Annotated in this window: 19 protein-coding genes; 8 read left to right on the top strand and 11 right to left on the bottom strand. The window is 44.1% G+C overall.

Annotated elements, in window-relative coordinates; genetic code table 11:
- The first annotated feature begins 84 nt into the window (after positions 1-84).
- The 3 genes from U5K72_01380 (at position 85) to U5K72_01370 (ending at position 2,075) form a co-directional block, all read left to right on the top strand.
- Positions 85-354 carry a hypothetical protein gene (locus U5K72_01380; protein ID MDZ7717453.1) on the top strand — a complete coding sequence of 90 codons (270 nt, stop codon included), beginning with the start codon at positions 85-87 and terminating at the stop codon, positions 352-354.
- An 11-nt stretch (positions 355-365) separates the two neighbouring features.
- Complete coding sequence (locus U5K72_01375; protein ID MDZ7717452.1) at positions 366-1,205, top strand: hypothetical protein; 840 nt, start codon at positions 366-368, stop codon at positions 1,203-1,205.
- 135 nt (positions 1,206-1,340) lie between these two features.
- Positions 1,341-2,075 (top strand): carbohydrate-binding family 9-like protein, encoded by a 735-nt coding sequence (locus tag U5K72_01370; GenBank protein ID MDZ7717451.1) that lies wholly within the window; start codon positions 1,341-1,343, stop codon positions 2,073-2,075.
- A 131-nt stretch (positions 2,076-2,206) separates the two neighbouring features.
- Here the strand turns inward: U5K72_01370 and U5K72_01365 are convergent, their stop codons facing one another.
- From U5K72_01365 to U5K72_01315, 11 genes are all read right to left on the bottom strand, one after another.
- Positions 2,207-2,644 carry a hypothetical protein gene (locus U5K72_01365; GenBank protein ID MDZ7717450.1) on the bottom strand — a complete coding sequence of 146 codons (438 nt, stop codon included), beginning with the start codon at positions 2,642-2,644 and terminating at the stop codon, positions 2,207-2,209.
- Positions 2,604-3,218 (bottom strand): hypothetical protein, encoded by a 615-nt coding sequence (locus U5K72_01360; protein ID MDZ7717449.1) that lies wholly within the window; start codon positions 3,216-3,218, stop codon positions 2,604-2,606. Before U5K72_01360 ends, U5K72_01365 begins: the two co-directional genes overlap by 41 nt.
- A 477-nt stretch (positions 3,219-3,695) precedes the next feature.
- Complete coding sequence (locus U5K72_01355; GenBank protein ID MDZ7717448.1) at positions 3,696-5,261, bottom strand: amidohydrolase family protein; 1,566 nt, start codon at positions 5,259-5,261, stop codon at positions 3,696-3,698.
- A 134-nt stretch (positions 5,262-5,395) separates the two neighbouring features.
- Positions 5,396-6,067: an NAD-dependent epimerase/dehydratase family protein gene (locus U5K72_01350; GenBank protein MDZ7717447.1), complete on the bottom strand. Its 672-nt coding sequence runs from the start codon at positions 6,065-6,067 to the stop codon at positions 5,396-5,398.
- Positions 6,042-6,212 carry a hypothetical protein gene (locus tag U5K72_01345; protein MDZ7717446.1) on the bottom strand — a complete coding sequence of 57 codons (171 nt, stop codon included), beginning with the start codon at positions 6,210-6,212 and terminating at the stop codon, positions 6,042-6,044. Before U5K72_01345 ends, U5K72_01350 begins: the two co-directional genes overlap by 26 nt.
- Complete coding sequence (locus U5K72_01340) at positions 6,196-6,372, bottom strand: hypothetical protein (GenBank protein ID MDZ7717445.1); 177 nt, start codon at positions 6,370-6,372, stop codon at positions 6,196-6,198. The genes U5K72_01345 and U5K72_01340 overlap by 17 nt, the downstream gene beginning before the upstream one ends.
- A gap of 91 nt (positions 6,373-6,463) precedes the next feature.
- Positions 6,464-6,844 carry a four helix bundle protein gene (locus U5K72_01335; GenBank protein ID MDZ7717444.1) on the bottom strand — a complete coding sequence of 127 codons (381 nt, stop codon included), beginning with the start codon at positions 6,842-6,844 and terminating at the stop codon, positions 6,464-6,466.
- Positions 6,845-6,986: 142 nt separating this feature from the next.
- Positions 6,987-8,177 carry a glycine C-acetyltransferase gene (kbl, locus tag U5K72_01330; GenBank protein ID MDZ7717443.1) on the bottom strand — a complete coding sequence of 397 codons (1,191 nt, stop codon included), beginning with the start codon at positions 8,175-8,177 and terminating at the stop codon, positions 6,987-6,989.
- A 500-nt stretch (positions 8,178-8,677) separates the two neighbouring features.
- The gene (locus tag U5K72_01325; GenBank protein ID MDZ7717442.1) at positions 8,678-9,766 is read right to left on the bottom strand and encodes a family 10 glycosylhydrolase; all 1,089 of its coding nucleotides are present in this window, start codon (positions 9,764-9,766) and stop codon (positions 8,678-8,680) included.
- A 186-nt stretch (positions 9,767-9,952) separates the two neighbouring features.
- Complete coding sequence (locus U5K72_01320; GenBank protein ID MDZ7717441.1) at positions 9,953-10,876, bottom strand: carbohydrate-binding family 9-like protein; 924 nt, start codon at positions 10,874-10,876, stop codon at positions 9,953-9,955.
- A 259-nt stretch (positions 10,877-11,135) separates the two neighbouring features.
- The gene (locus U5K72_01315; protein ID MDZ7717440.1) at positions 11,136-11,996 is read right to left on the bottom strand and encodes a fructosamine kinase family protein; all 861 of its coding nucleotides are present in this window, start codon (positions 11,994-11,996) and stop codon (positions 11,136-11,138) included.
- 329 nt (positions 11,997-12,325) lie between these two features.
- Between U5K72_01315 and U5K72_01310 the strand changes: the two genes are divergently transcribed.
- From U5K72_01310 to U5K72_01290, 5 genes are all read left to right on the top strand, one after another.
- Positions 12,326-12,595, top strand: coding sequence for a HypC/HybG/HupF family hydrogenase formation chaperone (locus U5K72_01310; protein ID MDZ7717439.1), 270 nt, complete (start codon positions 12,326-12,328; stop codon positions 12,593-12,595).
- A 1-nt stretch (position 12,596) separates the two neighbouring features.
- On the top strand, positions 12,597-13,694 hold the full coding sequence (hypD, locus tag U5K72_01305) for a hydrogenase formation protein HypD (GenBank protein ID MDZ7717438.1): 1,098 nt from the start codon (positions 12,597-12,599) through the stop codon (positions 13,692-13,694).
- 5 nt (positions 13,695-13,699) lie between these two features.
- Complete coding sequence (hypE, locus tag U5K72_01300) at positions 13,700-14,755, top strand: hydrogenase expression/formation protein HypE (protein ID MDZ7717437.1); 1,056 nt, start codon at positions 13,700-13,702, stop codon at positions 14,753-14,755.
- Positions 14,756-15,148: 393 nt separating this feature from the next.
- A complete protein-coding gene (locus U5K72_01295; protein ID MDZ7717436.1) occupies positions 15,149-16,915 on the top strand; it encodes an NAD(P)H-dependent oxidoreductase subunit E in 1,767 nt (588 codons plus the stop codon).
- A 23-nt stretch (positions 16,916-16,938) separates the two neighbouring features.
- Positions 16,939-18,216 carry a 2Fe-2S iron-sulfur cluster-binding protein gene (locus tag U5K72_01290; protein MDZ7717435.1) on the top strand — a complete coding sequence of 426 codons (1,278 nt, stop codon included), beginning with the start codon at positions 16,939-16,941 and terminating at the stop codon, positions 18,214-18,216.
- Positions 18,217-18,221 lie beyond the last annotated feature (5 nt).

Here is an 18,221-nt window from a genome sequence, read left to right as displayed (position 1 = left end):
AAAAAAGAGAGAATATCATCAAACCAAAGCAAGCTGGAAGAGTCCAACGGACCTTCAAGAGTTGCGCTTTCCTCTTATTAATTCTTGTGCCTGCCTTTTTCATCAAAAGCCCAATTCTCTGACATTCTTGATATCAGCGGATATCTGAAAGAACTTGGACAGGTATCCATTGATAATGGTTTATCAACTTTTCGGTACGATAATATTTTGCATCACCGGCTGGAAACGGAGTGGAGTTTTACGCATAATTTTGAACTGAATGCAGATATTCGAACAAGATTATTGAGCGGATATAGCGTAAGACATACACCGGGACTGGGAACGCGTTCTATGAGAATGATCCTGACCTTGTAGATCTGTGGTGGGTGTGGGAAGATTCGGATAAGCTGCTGTTACACTCCCAAATCGACCGACTGCATCTTAGCTATTTTAATGGACCGCTGGAGATCTATGCCGGTCGGCAGCGAATTAACTGGGGAAAAACCTACGTGTGGAATCCCAACGACCTGTTCAACAATTACGCATTTCTTGATTTCGATTACGAAGAGCGTCCCGGCGTGGATGCCGTTTCCGCCATATACAACCTCGATTTTGCTTCCAGTATTGAAATGGCTGTTAAGCTTGGCGAGACGTTCGAGGAGATGGTAATCGCCGGGATGTACCGAACCAACTGGAATCAATACGATCTGCAATTTATAGGCGGGCATTATTTTGATAAGATTACCCTTGGTATTGGTTGGGCCGGTTATATTAAAGATGCCGGTTTTAAAGGCGAGATCTCCTACTTTCAACCGGAGGAGAACTTTTTGAAATCGAAAGGAAATATTACCGCCACAACTGGTTTAGATTACATGTTTTCGAATTCACTGTATGCACAAGGAGAGGTTCTGTACAACGGAGGGAATAGGGGACGAGGAAGCCCGGTTTTTGAACTTCTCCAACCTCCCAGCGCTGACAATTTGTTTGTTACTAAAACCGGATTCTATTTGAGCGCTTCCTACCCCGTAACACCTCTAACAAATATCTCCGGCGGAGTATTAGGAAGTTTCGATGAAGAATTTGTGATATTGATTCCCCAGATTTCTCACTCACTTACCAATAACATCGATTTTTTAGCTCTGGCTCAACTGTTGAAAGGCTCATTTCTAACTGAATTCATAGACACACCAAATGTGCTTTATTTCCGTCTGAAATGGAGTTATTAAAACTTCGTCTGCCGATTGTCTTTTTGCATCTGCCAAATTTGTGACTCTTTAAATCCCTCGTCAAAATCAATTCTTTTAAAATGGGTAAAACAATTTATTTTGATTGAAACCGAATCAAACAAGTCAGCCACACAAATGAAACATATCTTCATACTTTTTCTTCTGATTTTTTCTGTCTCAACGCTGGTATATGGACAAATTCAACCGATTGAAAGACCCAATCATACAGTAAAGAAAACAGGTGATTTTGAATTGACAGGTGATGGTTCAGCCGAAGAATGGAATCAAACGGAATGGATTGACATTACCCAGAGAAATCTGATGGATAATACGCCTGAGAGGGCAACCAAAATGAAGCTACTTTATTCAGAAACCGGGTTGTACGTGTTGTTTCAAAACGAAGATAGCCTGGTAACCACGCCTTTTACGGAAAATTTTAAAAATCTTTGGCTGGGTGATGTGGTGGAGGTTTTCCTGTGGACGAATCAGTCGGAGCCGGACTATTTTGAATATGAGATCACCCCGCTGGATTACGAACTGCCGCTCATTGTATCAAACATAGATGGAGAGCTTTTGAGTTGGATTCCGTTTGATGACACCTACCGGGAGGACCGAAAAGTGCGCCACAAAACAACCGTCACAAACGGTGAAAAGGAAAATGGAGCCTCCATAGACTCATGGACAGCGGAGATGTTTATTCCGTACAAGCTGCTTCATCCTTTAAAAAATATTGACCCTAAACCCGGCACTACCTGGCGCGCGAATTTCTACCGGGTTGATTACGATGATGAGGGAGCCTATTGGTCATGGAGTCCGTTCGAAGGGAACTTCCACGACTATCAAAACTTTGGGGTGTTGATGTTTGAGTGAGTACCTCGCCTGCTCATTGCTTTTTTGAGCTGGCGAATCATAGGTACCCTAAAACAAAAATCGGCAGCTGAAAAGAATTCAGCAGCCGATCTCCTTATCAAACGACCTATCGTTTTTTAAACAGCAAATATTTATCGAAGCCAGTACTGCATTCCGGGATCAGGACGTCCAACAAAGCAAATTTGGGTAAATCCATAGAATTGAATAGTATCCCGGGCTTTGGCCGCCTCGGCACGATCTTCATACGTAAAAATTAGTGAGTTGCCATCCACAACATGCCAGTCACTTCCAGACTGTTCAATTTCAACATTCTCAGGATTTACTTCTAAACAGTCCTCAGAAAACGGAACATCTTCATCTACTTCAGCAGGTGCGCCGTCAACAAGCCAATACTCCATTGGTGCGTTTGGGCGATCAACAAAGCAATGATTGCTAAACTCATAATACTGTATAATTTCCTGAGCCTTCTTGGCATTTTCAAACTCTTCAAACAACAGAATTGCGCTATTTCCTTCCACAAGACGCCAGTTATCTCCAAATTCTTCTATCTCGATATTCTCTGGCATCATAAGTCAGGCAATCTTCATTATCCGGAGATCCCCAGTCAAACACAGCCGTTACCGATTTTGGACTCTCAACAACAATAGTTTCCGGATTTTGCTGGCCCTCGAGATCACCTTGCCAACCGGTAAAAACCCGGCTTTGTTCTGGTATAGCGGTGAGCTCTACTACCGTTCCATGTTCATAATCCGTCTGTTTGGGTGCCTGAACGATCTCTTCCTGAACGTTGCCATCACCTACTGTTTCTAATGTTAGTGTATACTGCTTTCTTTCAAAAATCGCTGTGACATCAACATCGTCGGTAATTTCAAAAGAATGTGGGTTGTCTGTTCCTGTTATATCTCCTTCCCATTGTACGAACAGAAATTCTTCGGAAGGTTCCGCTTCAATTTGAACGGTGGTTCCTTCATCGTATTCCGCGGAAGATGGATTGACGGTTCCGCCCTCTGCCGGAGTTGAATTAGCCGTTAACTGGTAAACTTCGGTTGAATCAGAAGTGCCACATCCGCTCACCAAAGCGGAAATAAGTAATAAGAAGATAAAATTTATAACTTTGCCCTTTTTAAGCTTTTGATGAATCATTGTCTGCAAACTTTTTTATGAGTTTATTTAAAACTTTTTAAAAGATTAATAAATGACAGAAAAAATTCAATGGATATTATGGTGTAATTTATTGTTTATAAATGATTTCTGATTTTATGTGAAAGGCGTATTTAATGGAAGTAGCCAAAGAGAGGATTTGAAAATATCTTTCAAAATTATAGAAGTATCATCGTCTGCCGATTGCACCGTAGAGGGCCATGTGATTTTTTTTATCGAATTCCACGAAAAACAGCCTTAAAGATTCGGCAGCCAAGATGGATTTGGCAGTCGATACTCTCCTTTCACCTGCCGCTTTTTTCGGTTGGCGAATTTATAGGGTCTAAACCGACTCATCGTATAAATGTATAGCTCGAATTTGGCTACCCGTCTGACCGCTTGAAGCGGTCTGACGGGTTCAATCATCCGATGAATGGCAGACGGAAAATTCGACAGCCGAAGTGGATTCGGCAGTTGAGATTATTGAACCGATTTTCTAATTACCCCACCCGGCCTTATCTCATTCCTCTCCCCCTCCTCAATAACCGCTTCCCCATTTACAAAAACCCAATCAAACCCCTGGGCGTACTGGTGGGGGTTTTCGAAGTCAGCCAGATCTTGAACATTGGCGGGATCATAAATCAGAAGGTCAGCAGCGAAGCCTTCGCGGATCAGTCCGCGCGGAATTTCAACCTGGGAGGAGTCGGATAAGCCGAGTGTTTCTGCGGGAAGTCCGGTCATTTTATGGATGGCTTCTTCGAGCGTCAGAAGATTCTCTTCCATCACATAATTGTCAATAATTTTGGCGAAACTTCCGTAGCCTCGCGGGTGGCGCATCGTTGGGCTGCCGTCGGAGCTAACCATCACGTGGGGATCTTGCAAGAATCGTTTCATCACCTCTTCATTCATCACAAAATAGGCAGCGCTGGCTCCGGTTGGGCCAATATCATCAATCAGCACATCTTCGAACGGTTTGTTGAGGGAGTCGGCTATCTCAGCCAGAGTCATTCCGGCCCAGGGTGCCGTTCCGAAAAGCGTGGCTTCGGGGCCGTTTCGTTTTTCAATTCTATTGCGAAGATATTCTTCAAGTTCTGCACGGCGAGTCTCTTTGATCTCATCAAAATTTCCAGGTGTAACCCAGTTCGGAAACACAATTCCAATTCCTGTAAAACTTGCTGTGTATGGATAGACATCAGCAGTAATCTGAACACCGCTTTTTCTCGCCTCATCCATCAACGCCAACACACCTTCCGCCCGTTTTGGATCATTGGCATACACAATTTTGATGTGTGAGACGTGGACCTTCGCGCCGGATTTTTTCCCCTGTTCAATCAGCTCTCGAATGGAATCTTCAATCTCGCTATCGTCTTCGCTGCGAACATGACTCATCACCAATCCATTGTGATTTGCAACGGGTTCCGCCAACGCGACCAACTCCGGGAGTGTGGCATAGCGACCGGATTCATATTCCAGTCCTGTAGTCAACCCAAAAGACCCATTATCCATCGCATCGTTCATCAGGTCCACCATCGATTCGAGATTAGAATCGGAGAGCATCGGCTGTTGCGGGGTGTTGGTCAATTGCCGTAAAGTTCCATGGCCCATGAAGTGGAGAATATTCGGACCGGTGCCGACAGAATCAATCCGATCCATCCAGCCGGAAAGGTCGGTTGTGGACGGGCTGCCTCCATCCTGTCCCAAGCTGATTGTGGTTACACCCATCGAGAGAAAGTTATCAAATCGCGGTGTTTCAAGCGGATTGCCATGAGAATGCGTATCGATAAATCCTGGAGAAACGACTCGTCCCTCTGCATCGATAGTTTGAGCAGCCTGAATCGTATCCGCAGAAAACTCACCCACTTTTTGGATGATTCCGCCATCGACTAAGAGATGTCCTGAATAAGCCTCGGTTCCGGTGCCATCTACGATTTGAGCGTTTGTGATTAGGAGATCATATTCGATTTGAGATGGGGTGGTTTCAGAACAAGAGATCAGAAAGGTGAATATTAGAAAGAGGGAAGTCAGAATTTTTTTATCAAATGTCATAATCGATTGGGCGTGAATAATTCATCTAATGGATCTGAGGGGTGTTGCTTTCATTGATTCCTGAAAACACCTCCCGTCTGAAATTTCAAAGGCACAAATTTCAGCCACCCTCCTCGAGGAGGGATTTCTTTCTCTTAACTTACCGAACCGTATCCGGCACTTCCAGATCCCAAAATTCTGGCAGATGTTTTAATAATATCATCCGTCATTTTTTCGAGATTATAACCGGGTTTCCAATTCCAGTCCTCGCGCGCTTTGGAGTCGTCGATACTGTCCGGCCAGGTGGCTGCGATCTCCTGTCTGTGATCGGGATTGTATTGAATCTCGAATCCGGGAATTTTTTGCTTGATCGATTCGGCAATCTCCTCAGGTGAAAAACTGATGGCAGAAACATTGTAACTGGTTCGAATCGAAATCTTCTCAGACGGAGCATTCATCAGAGTGATTGTCGCTTTCACGGCGTCCTGCATGTACATCATCGGGAGTTTGGTGTCTTTTTCGAGAAAGCAATCAAAAGTCTCGCCTTTAATTGCTTTGTGATAGATGTCTACAGCGTAATCCGTCGTGCCGCCTCCGGGCATCGCTTTGTACCCAATCAAACCGGGATACCGAAGACTCCGAACATCCACCCCAAATTTTCTGTGATAATACGCACACCACTGCTCCCCGGCCAGCTTGCTGATTCCGTAAACGGTTGTTGGATTGCAGGCGCTGTTTTGAGGTGTGCCTTCCTTTTTGGCATCCGGCCCAAAAACAGCAATGGAACTTGGCCAGAAGATCTTATCGACTGATTTTTCCCTGGCCACTTCCAAGCACATTCAGCAGTCCGTTAACGTTGAGCTTCCACCCGAGATAGATATTTTTCTCTGCACTGGCAGAGAGGAGAGCGGCGAGATGATAGATGATCTTTACATCATATTTGTCGACAATTTCTTTAATTCTTCGATTCATCTGTCACATCCAGGTGCTCAAATGGACCTTCGCCAAGCCGGTCATTTGGTTCAGAAATATCAGATGCAATTACCTGATTATTTCCATGAATTCGCCGAAGTTCGGAGGTAAGTTCACTCCCGAGTTGTCCGCAGGCGCCGGTGATTAATATCTTGCTCATTTTGTGTTTTTAAAATTAAAATCGTTTTGAGTCTTTTCCCAGTTCATTAGAAGTTGACAGTAGGCAATAGGTAGTTGACAAATTGTTGTCATCACGAACCCGATTTTCTTCTGTACTTTTCGGGGTATTGTATCATGTGATTTAACAACCTTCCCACCTCTTCTGATTTTTCTCGAAGTTTCAGATTCAATTCTGGTTGAATGTATCCGCAAGATTCAGCGAAATCGAGTGATATTTGAGTTTCAGTATTTTCCATGTCTGCATCGCTCATTTTGTTTACAAAATACTTTGGATACTGCCTTTTTCGATATCCTTCACCTATAGCTCTACAAACAGAACGAGATGATCTTCTGACCTGATCGGTCAATGCATATGTTTCTTCTTTCGGGAATGATTTTGTAACCTCAAATACTTCCATCGCTAAAGAGTATGCCTTTTTATAAACCGTCAGATCTCTAAAGTTAGAAGCCATAATTATTCGCTTATCATTCGGGGATTTGTCAATTGCCTATTGTCAACTGTCAATTTAACATTTGGCGAATTCCGAAAACTCGAAGACATAATAAAGTACCATTTATTAACCTTGCCTACTGCCTACTGCCTACTGCCTACTGCTAACTGATCACCCCAAGTTCCTTGCCTATCTCCGAAAACGCCTCCACAGCCTGGTCCAGATGCTTTTTCTCATGCGCCGCGGAAAGTTGAACACGAATTCGGGCCTCGCCTTTGGGAACAACTGGATAGAAAAATCCGATCACATAAATTCCTTTTTCAAGAAGTTTTTCGGCGAAATCCTGGGCCAGTTTGGCTTCGTAGAGCATGACCGGCACGATGGGATGCGAGCCTGGTTTGATGTCGAACCCGGCGTCGGTCATCTGTTCTCTGAAATAGGTTGTGTTGGTTTCCAGTTTGTCACGGAGTTCGGTTGTTTCGCTCAGCAGATTCAGTACTTCTATCGAGGCTCCGGTAATGGCCGGCGCGAGGGTGTTTGAAAAGAGATAGGGACGTGATCGCTGTCGCAGCATATCAACCACTTCCTTGTGCGATGCGGTAAACCCGCCGGAAGCTCCGCCAAGTGCTTTACCCAGCGTTCCGGTAATGATATCGATTCGTCCCATCACATCCCGATACTCATGAACGCCGCGGCCGGTTTTTCCAACAAATCCGGTGGCGTGGCATTCGTCGGACATCACTAAAGCATCATACTTTTCAGCCAGATCACAAATCTTATCCAGCTGAGCGATGGTGCCGTCCATCGAGAAAACGCCGTCGGTGGCAATCACTTTGGTTCGGGTATCGGAGGCTTCTTTCAGTTTCTCTTCGAGATCATTCATGTCGTTGTGTTTGTACACATATCGCTGAGCCTTGCACAATCGAACACCATCGATGATGGATGCGTGATTGAGCTGATCAGAAATAATGGCATCTTCCGGTCCCAAAAGCGGTTCAAAAACACCGCCGTTGGCATCAAACGCAGCGGCGTAGAGAATGGCGTCTTCCATCCCCAAAAATTCGGCAATTTTGGCTTCCAGCTCTTTATGAATGGTTTGCGTTCCGCAGATGAATCTCACGGAGGACATTCCATATCCATATTCATCAACCGTTTTTTTCGCAGCTTCAATCACCCGTGGATGAGAGGAAAGTCCTAAATAATTATTCGCACAAAAATTGATGACTTCCTTGCCTTGAGTTGTTTGAATCACGGCACCCTGGGGAGTTGTGATAACCCGCTCTTCTTTGTAGAGTCCATCTTTCTTGATTTGGTCCAATTCCTCACGCAAATTGTCTTTCAGAGATGTATACATAATGCCTTAATTATTTTCATATTTGAAGGGGATGGTGTCAGTTTAATTCCATTCAAAAGTAAGAAAAAAAAGTACGCCGGACAGCTTGTCCGGTCTGAAACCTCCAAGGTTTTTATAATGAAAAGAGAGGAGATAAGCTTATTGATTGCTAATTCTCAAAGGAAACCTTGGAGGTTTTTGTATTATTACTTCAACAAGATACGGCTGACTCCCTGTCGTACGCCGGAGAGCTTCTCCGGCTCTAATCTTTGTTCTGCTGAAGAACATGAGTTTAGATCTTGAACTGTAGGCTGGTAACCTGACCAACACGTATCGGTAGTTTTGAATTGATCAGTAACGGGCAAGCTGCCCGTTGTACGCCGGAGAGCTTCTCCGGCCCAGTGAACAGTTGTTCAGTTGAAGGCCATGAGTTTAGATATTGAACTGAAGTCAGGTATCCTATTCCTCATATTTCGATTGTTCTGAATTGATCAGTAACGGGCAAGCTGCCCGTTGTACATTTAGCCTTTTTGTAACACCCGGCTCAGATAATCCCAATGCTCTTGTGTCATGCTGTGATCTGAGAAGATGCAGATTCCATTCGCACCATTTTCCATTGCATATTCATAGGCTTGGGAAACTTCGATGGGAGTCATTTCCGGTACATAAAGTCCGCTGTACATTTCTGTTGTGGCTGGCAATTCTCTTCTCGCCTCTGCGGCGGCTTGCCCAATCCAGCTCACCGGTTTGTGATAAAAGTGGTTGTACTGCATCGGGAAGACGGCATCGAGATTCCAGTCAGGCCAGTTTTGGCGAACGAGGGATCTCGCGATATCAGGTGTGGGGAAAACAGCGGCTGTTAATTTCACTCCATGATCGTGGACTTTCATGGCCACTCTGTTTACCAGATGCGTAACCTGGTTGTATCGAAACTGACTGAAGGTATCGTGCTCGGTTGGATTTTCGAGATCCATCGGGTCTTTGCCATACAAACTCTCATACTTGCTCCGGCACGTATCACAGAAACAGTAATCGTACTGCGGATACTCTTTATCCTGGACAATTCCATAACCAGGCTGCAACTGGATCGGCAAAATCACATCGGGGTAGCGGATATAATCCAGATGCACACTTTTGATTTCTGAGATCTTCAGGATCTCATCCACTTTGTTGAGGATGTATTCCTGCGCTTCAGGCCTTGTTGGACAGAGCCATTTGTAATAATCTACATAAGCAGGGTTATCGACGGATGATTCTCCATTCCGGTTCACCATAAACCACTCGGGGTGATTTTCGATCAGCCAGTCATCGCCGCCCCGTTGAAGGGTTACGAACCAAGCGTGAACATCGAGATCAAACTCTTCAGCCAGACGAATCCACTTTTCATACTGACCCGACGGAAGAATCCCATCCAGCCCGGCGTTTTTCATGAGTTCAAGGCGAGTTCGGAGTTCATCATCTGTTCCATTGTGATTGGAGATCCATGCGTAGTTTTGTGAATTCCATTTTCGCCCCTGGAATGCATTTGCTACTTGAAAAGGCATTGTCTGTAATGCGGTGAGGCCAATTGTTCCGGTTCCAACTTTCTTGAGAAATGATTTTCTGTTCATGGTGGTGGGTTATTTTTCGTTAATAAGGATTGTATTTGAATTCCCCTCTTGAGAGGGAAAAGTCAGACTGCGTTTAGCAGTATGACGAGGGGTGTGTTTCGTGATTGCATACCGTGAACACACCCCTGATGCCTCCGCTAAATGCTCTGCCATCTGTCCCCTCTCAAGAGGGGAGATTTTGCTTTTTCAATTCTTCAACTCCTTCCACGCTTTACTATCTTCGCGGATATAAAACGTATGACTTAACTCCTCGGCTGTGAGACTCATCAGATAAGAATTATCCAGAACGATGATCTGAATTTCAGGCTGAACGTTAAGTTCCTCAAAAAGATCGGATGCTTGCAGCTGGTATAAATCTTCAGAGTATTCTCCATGCTCACGACGAAAATCCCTTTGGCGATAATACAACTCTCTCAGAATCCACTCATATTTCAAATCTGATGATTGAGAAAAAGTCGCTTCGCCACGTGGCGGTTGATCTGAAAACTGAATAATGCCCCATCGTTCCGGCAGGTGCATATTAATGACTCCTTGTGGGGACCAAACCCAATTATCTTCCGGAAAAGGCTTGCCAGTTTTAGGATCTGTTCGTTTTACATAGGCTCCGTTTTCGATATCGGTATGCCATTCAACCCTTGAGAAATTGAGACGCCACAGAGATCCGTCTTGCGGTTGGTTACGCCGAATGGTTTGATTTAACAGATCAAGCGGGATGGCAACTTCAAGCGCCCAGCCTTCATCTGTATCCGATGGATCATTCAAAGTTCCGAGCAGATTAACTCCAATCTTCAGCCCTTTAATATCCCATGCATTTATCGGACGCCCACCGTTTCGATAGGGTTTAGTGAGCATCAAATCCCAAAACGTTTCCAAAGCGTTGATTTCCAGTTCGTAATAGTTATGTGTGTCGCCATCCGGATCAATAAAAATTTCAAAGTTATTTTCCTGAAAGATGATCGCATCCCGCTTTTCAATAGTAGCCCAAAGATGGGGTTCTTCCAGTTGGGCAGCGATATAGAGATATTCGTCATCCCAAAGCATTTTGGCCCTGGTTTCAAATCTGGGAGCGGGAAGCTGATCTCCCTGGATATCTAAAAGGGATCGGTCCATTGGGTTTGTCGCCAGGCGGTTTCATCGAGTTTTCCGTTGATGGAGAAAAGCCGAAATTATTTCTGTACCAGGCAGGGGATTAAAAAAAACGTCACGCTGAACTTAATTCAGCATCTCCTTACTTGATTAACAATGGTGTAAAGTGAAATTCTAGATAATGACAAGAAGAATTTTTTGTAAACATTTGTATAGATTTTTCAACGGCGGCCAAAAATAGTGGCTCAAAAGGTCGAGAGGCTTTTATAATTAAGAATTTCGGTTAATATTTGTTCATAAATCTCTGAAATTGAGTGATATAATGTCCGCCAAAGAGATTTACGTGTACCAGCAGAGGATAGAGGTTGTAGATGGGCACGCGTTCTGAAAAACCGGATTCGAGAGGTGATTCCGACTCGTATCCCTCATAAAAATCACGTGAGAATCCGCCGAACATTTTGGTGAACGCAAGGTCCATTTCGGGGTGACCGTAGTAGACCGCGGGATCGATCAGTACGGCGCTCCCGGATGAATCAAACAGGTAGTTCCCTCCCCAGAGGTCGCCGTGAAGAAGAGAGGGTTTAGCCGGCGGGAAGATTTCATTCAGTTTCCCTGCAAGTCGATCCCAGTTTTGAAGAATACCGTTGTCGAGTTTACCGGAATCCACAGCCATCTCAATTTGCGGGTTGATCCGCTCTTCCACAAAGAAGTCGATCCACTCATCATGCCGGCGATTGCTTTGGGGCAGGCTCCCGATATAGTTATCGGTTTCAAGTCCGAACTGATCGGTGCCGGTTTGGTGCAATTTTGAAAGGTTACGGCCGAATTCAAATGAGTCGCCGTTTCGTCCTTCTTCGATAAATTCCATCAAAAGATAGCCGGGCATGCCGTTTTCAGGTTTACCTGATGAAAGTACCTTTGGAATACGAAGTGCGGTTCCGGCTGAACCCAAAAGTTTTAGTCCGTCAGCTTCTTTCTCAAAAAAGTCATCCGGCGCACTGTTGTTCCATTTCAGAAACAGATCACCCCGGTTTGTGGAGATCTTCGCCGCCCGGTTGATGCTGCCACCCGAAACTGCCCTGACATTTAGGATTTCAATATCATAATCTTCAGATAAACGGTTTTTGAGGGTTTCGGGAATCATGATTTCGAATTCTGATAGATTGTTTTAACAACTAAAATTACAGCTCAAAAAAACAGGAACAGTTGTGGACATTCAGCCCGAATATATTACATAAGCCTGTGATTGCTGATGAATACCAACCATTTTTTTGTATTATTAATATATAGAACAGATTCAAAGAGAAAAGAATATAAAATAGAGGGTTATTTCATTTCAACAAGAGTTGACGGTTTTTACTGCAATGTTAGGAATTACCTGATCAATGCAGACATCGAACTGAAAAGTTAAACTTGCGCCAAACGGAATAAAAAAGATTTCAAACCGATAAATTTCAAACGAGAGGTCAGCTAATGTGTCTTGCCATCCCGGGTAAAGTTGTTGAACTGCAAACTACCGAAGATCCTACAAACCGGCCCGGTAAAGTCTCCTTCGGTGGTATCATCAGGGAAGTGAATTTTTGCTTTTTGCCCGAAATTGGGGTAGATGATTATGTACTTGTACATGTTGGAGTGGCATTAAGCAAGGTTGATGAGAACGAAGCCATCGAAACCCTGAGGTATCTTAAGGAAATGGGTGAGCTGGATGAGTTAAACCCTGAGCCGGGCGGTTACGGAGAGTAATATGAAATACCTGTCAGAATTCCGTGACGAAGAAATTGTACGAACACTTCTTAATAAGATCAGAAAGTGTGTAACGAAGCCATGGAATATAATGGAAGTTTGTGGCGGACAAACCCACGGCCTTGTCCGCCATGGATTGCTTCAGATGTTGCCCGACCAAATCCGAATGATTCATGGACCCGGGTGCCCGGTATGTGTCACACCCGTTTCATTGATTGATAAAGCTGTAGAACTTGCATTGGAACATGATGTGATTTTATGCTCATATGGAGATATGCTCCGGGTTCCCGGAAGCACACTCAGCCTGCAGCAAGCCCGTGCCAAGGGTGGCGATATCAGAATTCTCTATTCTCCGCTTGAAGCGGTCTCTATTGCACGACAAAACCCGAACAGGGAGGTCGTCTTTTTTGCGGTAGGCTTTGAAACAACGGCTCCTGCCAATGCGCTATCTGTGGAGCAGGCGTACAGACAAAAATTGAAAAACTACACTGTTTTGAGTGCCCACGTAATGGTACCGCCGGCGATGGAAGCAATCATGTCGGATCCGGATACAAAAGTGGATGGTTTTCTGGCTGCCGGACATGTTTGCACGGTGATGGGTTTGAGTGAGTACGTGCCACTGGTTGAAAAATGGAAAATGCCCATTGTTGTTACAGGTTTTGAACCGGTGGATCTGCTTGAAGGAATTTACATGGTGGTATCTCAGCTTGAGAATGGAGAATACAGGCTGGAAAATCAGTATAAAAGAGTCGTGGGAAAAGACGGTAACCGGCAAGCTGTTGACCTGGTGAAATCCGTGTTTGAATATCGTGACCGGGAGTGGCGTGGAATCGGTGAAATACCAATGAGTGGCCTTTTTTTGGCTCAAAAATATAGGGATTATGATGCCACACTTAAATTTGGGCCACTGAAAGAGAGAATTTCTGAAGATAGCGGATGTCTGTCGGGGGATGTAATGAAAGGGAAAATAAAACCACATGAGTGTCCCCATTTTGGCAAAGGGTGTACACCTGAAAAACCGCTTGGAGCACCAATGGTTAGCAGTGAGGGTGCTTGCGCAGCTTATTATAATTATGCAACCCAGGAATCAACAGAGTAAAGTCTATGAATAAATCTGTAAAAGTAGAGCTGAACTGTCCTGCTCCTGTCAATGAGTTTGATTCCATTACTATTGGACACGGAGGAGGTGGGAAACTGACCCAAAATTTACTGAAAAGCGGCGTGTTTTCTCTGCTGGATAATGAATGGCTGCGTGAACAGGGAGATGCGGCAACTATTCAACTGAATGGAAAGACAGCGTTCAGTACGGATACATTTGTGGTATCTCCGTTAATTTTTCCGGGAGGAACTATTGGCGATCTGGCAGTGAATGGAACGGTCAATGATCTTGCAGTAAGCGGAGCTAAGCCACAATATTTGTCACTCTCATTTATTCTTGAAGAGGGATTGGAGATGAAACTTTTTCAGCAGATTCTACACTCCATTCGAGATGCATGTGAAGAAGCAGATGTCAAAATTATTACGGGTGATACCAAAGTCGTGGAGAAAGGAAAAGGGGATCAGATATTTATCAATACAACAGGTATAGGAGAGATGCACTCGAAGTCGAAAATGGGAATGAACCGGATCAAAAAGGGTGATGCAGTATTGCTAAGCGGATCCATGGCTCGGCATGGTATCACGATCATGAGCAAACGAAACGGATTGGAGTTTGAGACAAAATTAAATAGCGATACCCGTCCGTTACACCGGATTTGTCTTGAACTGATCGATACTTTTGGCAGCCAAATCCACCTGATGCGCGATCCGACCCGGGGTGGCGTTGCAAACGTATTGAATGAAATTGCAGAACAAACAGGTAAGGGCATTCAGCTAAATGAAAAGGTGCTGCCGGTAGAGGATGAAGTGGCCGGTGCATGCGAAATGTTAGGTTTGGACCCTCTTTATGTTGCCAATGAGGGACTATTTGTCGCTATTGTGGATGCAGAAATCGCAGAAGAGTGTATTGAACTGATACGAAAATGGGAATATGGTTCAAGTGCAGTCGCGATCGGCAAAGTTACAGAGGATCATCCGGGTAAGGTTGTACTCCACAGTGCTATCGGAGGCAGGAGAGTGTTGGCCCAGGCAACGGGCGAGTTATTGCCTCGCATTTGCTAAACTGTTAACTAATATTTTGAGATGAAGTGGCAATTGAGGTTCGTACAGATTAGAACAAGTAGAAATTTGTATTAAGGATTTACCATCCGGATCAGCTGTGTTGTATTACCTGGGTAATCGGTCAAGAGAATGAAAAAAGATAAAATTTAATCATGGGAGGCATAAATAAATATTAAATAAGATAAAAATACCTTAATATATAAATAAGAAGTAGCAGTGTAGTGCAAGAGATTTAAATTCAGTCAGGATTTCGTTTGGAAAATGGTGGGAATAAAGTTCAAGCGAAGTATCTATGATTTCTGAATCCATCGGATTATAACTTGGATCGGACCGATTCAGAAATGAGATAAAATCAAATGATTGAAGTCTCAAACATCCTAAAATTACGATGCTATGAATTCAGAGTATTTCAGGCAATTTATATCCCTTCCTCCCCGAACAGAGATACTGAATCGTTTATGGGATTTTCAGCACTCAAAAAACTATATCTCAGATTCGGATGTAACAACGCTTGCAAAAGAGTATAACATATCAGAAGTAGAGGTAGAGGGAGTTGCCTCGTTTTATCACTTCTTTCACAGAAAGCCTGCCGGTAAGTATGTGATCTATCTCAATAACAGTATGACATCCCAGATAAAGGGATTTAAACGAATTCTTGAAGCATTTGAACGGGAGACCTCTGCCACTGTAGGTTCAACGGATCCAACCGGGACATTTGGACTCTATTTAACTCCGTGTATCGGATTAAGCGACCAGGAACCGGCAGCACTTATAAATTTCCATCCGTTTGTAAACCTGAATTCGTTAAAGGTGCGGGAGATCATCACACAATTGAAAAAGGGAGTGCCTGTTGAGGAGATCTGTGATGAACCTGAGGAAAATTTACGGTATACACCGGAAAACAAGCCCAGTTTATTTTTTTCGGAGTTCAAAATAGGTAAATCCATTTCAAAGCTTACTGATATAAAACCGGAAGGTGTGATTGAGGCTCTGAGATTGACTAAACTGGCCGGCCGTGGCGGGGCTTTCTACCCAACCTGGATGAAGTGGCAGGCTGCAGCAGATGAAAAAGAGACAAAAAAGGTTGTGGTATGTAACGCAGACGAAGGAGAGCCGGGTACTTTTAAGGACAGGGTTCTGATGCAGCGTGTTCCCGAATCGATGATAGAAGGGATGATTATCTGCGCCTATACTATCGGGGCATCTTTTGGGCTTATCTATCTGAGAGGTGAATATACATGGTTAAAGCAACGACTTGAACAAGCTATTAAACTATACAGAGATAAAGGTCTCTTGGGAGAGAATTGTGGGGGAATTACAGATTTTCATTTTGATATAAAAATACAGATGGGAGCCGGATCTTATGTTTGCGGAGAAGAGACCGCACTGCTTGAATCGGCGGAAGGTAAAAGAGGTGAACCCCGTACCCGCTGGTTTTTCCCGGTTCAAAAAGGGTTTCTGAATCTGCCTACTGTCGTAAATAATGTAGAGACATTTTGCGCAGCAGCCAGAATTATAAATATGGGGGCTGATAAGTATCTGACATACGGTATACCAAAATCTCCCGGCACAAAAGTGATCAGCGTTTCCGGAGATTGTAAATATCCGGGAATTTATGAAATCGAGTGGGGCATGACTCTCAGAGAGCTGCTGCAGGAGTGCGGTGCGGAAGACCCCTATTTTATCCAGGAAAGCGGCCCATCGGGCACAGTACATACACTTGATGAACAGGATCAGCCTTTTGCACTGTTTTCAGACTTTTTTGTTCAGCATATCCGGTGCGGAGGGGCGCTGACCGTTTATAATAAAAGCCGGGATATTATCACCATTCTGCTGAACTATGCCGACTTCTATAAACATGAATCATGCGGAATATGCACACCCTGCCGGGCAGGAAATTTTATTATCGAGCGAAAACTGGAGAGGGTCAGAAACGGTGTGGCAAATAGAAATGATATTGATGAGCTGAAAGAGTGGGGAGTGCTTATGAGAAATACCAGCCGATGCGGACTGGGAAAAACTGCAACCAACAGTTTGATTAATACTCTGGACAAATTTGGCGATTATTTTGAAAAAATAGTTCAACATAACGGTTCTGACCAAAGTCTGAAATTTGACCTGGAAGCAGCTACCCGGGACTACGAAGAGTTTAAAGATTAATAAAAAGTGGGAGAGAACCTGCTATGGGTAAACATGTAAATATTACGATTGATGGCAGAAATATCCTTGCTGATGAAGGAAGAAACCTGGTAGATGTTGCAACTGAAAATGGATTCTTTATCCCATCACTCTGTTATTTTGAGAATATAGATCCACCGCTGGGAACGTGCCGGACATGCACTTGCAAAATAAACGGAAAATTTACTCCCGCATGTACTGAAAAAGTGAGAGAGGGGTTGGCTGTGGAGGTGAACAGTGCAGAACTGAAAGATATGCGAAAAGGCATCGTTGAGATGATGTTTGCAGAGGGCAACCACATATGCCCATCCTGTGAAAAGAGTGGAAATTGTGATCTCCAGCATATGGGGTATGAATTAGGTATAGCCATCAGCCGCTTTCCCCACCTGTTTAAAAACCGGTTGATCGATTACGGTGCTAAACGGATGGTGATGGAGCACAATCGCTGTATCAAATGTTTGCGATGCGTGGTTGAAGTAGAGAATGACGATGGGAAAAAGGTATTCAGCTATCAAAATCGCGGCAATGAAACACATGTAGGAGTTGATTACGAAGAGGAGAAAAAACTGACCCGGGATCAGGCGATACAGGCAATGAACATCTGCCCGACCGGCGCAATTATTGTACGTGGAGAAAGCGTTGGTAAACCTTTTGGTGAACGTAAATTTGATGAAGATTCGATCAGGCCGGACTACGTAAAGCCCGTAAAATCTGATAACAACATCGATCTCAGTAATGTTGAGAAAAAGAGAGTTGCCACTGTATCACTGGCCGGATGTTTTGGGTGCCATATGTCAATGCTGGATGTGGATACAGAAATACTCGATCTCGTTGAACTGATTACCTTTGACAAATCACCTCTGACAGATTTCAAAAAATTTACTCAGCGCTGTGATGTAGGAATTATTGAAGGCTCGGTTTGTAACGAAGAGAATGTTGAAACCCTGAGAACTTTCCGGGAACAATGTGATCTGCTGGTAGCTGTGGGAGAATGCGCTATTTGGGGTGGGCTGCCATCCCTGCGTAATACCATTCCACTGGGAGAGTGCCTGGAAGAGGCTTTTCTGAATTGCGTAACAAATGAGCAGGGAAATACAACGATACCCTACCACAAACACCTGCCCAAAATGCTGGACAGAATTTATGAATGCCGGGAAGTTGTAAAAATTGACTATTTCATTCCGGGATGTCCGCCGGATGCACAACACATCTGGAAAGCCGTGAAAAACCTGTTATGGAATGAGAACTATTCCATACTCTATTCAGAATTCAAGTATGATTAAACCAA

Source organism: Balneolaceae bacterium (assembly GCA_034521495.1).
Taxonomy (GTDB): Bacteria; Bacteroidota; Rhodothermia; order Balneolales; family Balneolaceae; genus Rhodohalobacter.
This window is presented reverse-complemented; position numbering and strand designations above follow the sequence as displayed.

Coding starts and splice junctions, on each gene's coding strand:
- U5K72_01370 (MDZ7717451.1), top strand. CDS start 1,341: ATGAAACATATCTTCATACTTTTTCTTCTGATTTTTTCTGTCTCAACG.
- U5K72_01365 (MDZ7717450.1), bottom strand. CDS start 2,644: ATGATGCCAGAGAATATCGAGATAGAAGAATTTGGAGATAACTGGCGT.
- U5K72_01360 (MDZ7717449.1), bottom strand. CDS start 3,218: ATGATTCATCAAAAGCTTAAAAAGGGCAAAGTTATAAATTTTATCTTC.
- U5K72_01355 (MDZ7717448.1), bottom strand. CDS start 5,261: ATGACATTTGATAAAAAAATTCTGACTTCCCTCTTTCTAATATTCACC.
- U5K72_01345 (MDZ7717446.1), bottom strand. CDS start 6,212: ATGAATCGAAGAATTAAAGAAATTGTCGACAAATATGATGTAAAGATC.
- U5K72_01340 (MDZ7717445.1), bottom strand. CDS start 6,372: ATGAGCAAGATATTAATCACCGGCGCCTGCGGACAACTCGGGAGTGAA.
- U5K72_01335 (MDZ7717444.1), bottom strand. CDS start 6,844: ATGGCTTCTAACTTTAGAGATCTGACGGTTTATAAAAAGGCATACTCT.
- kbl (MDZ7717443.1), bottom strand. CDS start 8,177: ATGTATACATCTCTGAAAGACAATTTGCGTGAGGAATTGGACCAAATC.
- U5K72_01325 (MDZ7717442.1), bottom strand. CDS start 9,766: ATGAACAGAAAATCATTTCTCAAGAAAGTTGGAACCGGAACAATTGGC.
- U5K72_01320 (MDZ7717441.1), bottom strand. CDS start 10,876: ATGGACCGATCCCTTTTAGATATCCAGGGAGATCAGCTTCCCGCTCCC.
- U5K72_01315 (MDZ7717440.1), bottom strand. CDS start 11,996: ATGATTCCCGAAACCCTCAAAAACCGTTTATCTGAAGATTATGATATT.
- U5K72_01310 (MDZ7717439.1), top strand. CDS start 12,326: ATGTGTCTTGCCATCCCGGGTAAAGTTGTTGAACTGCAAACTACCGAA.
- hypD (MDZ7717438.1), top strand. CDS start 12,597: ATGAAATACCTGTCAGAATTCCGTGACGAAGAAATTGTACGAACACTT.
- hypE (MDZ7717437.1), top strand. CDS start 13,700: ATGAATAAATCTGTAAAAGTAGAGCTGAACTGTCCTGCTCCTGTCAAT.
- U5K72_01295 (MDZ7717436.1), top strand. CDS start 15,149: ATGAATTCAGAGTATTTCAGGCAATTTATATCCCTTCCTCCCCGAACA.
- U5K72_01290 (MDZ7717435.1), top strand. CDS start 16,939: ATGGGTAAACATGTAAATATTACGATTGATGGCAGAAATATCCTTGCT.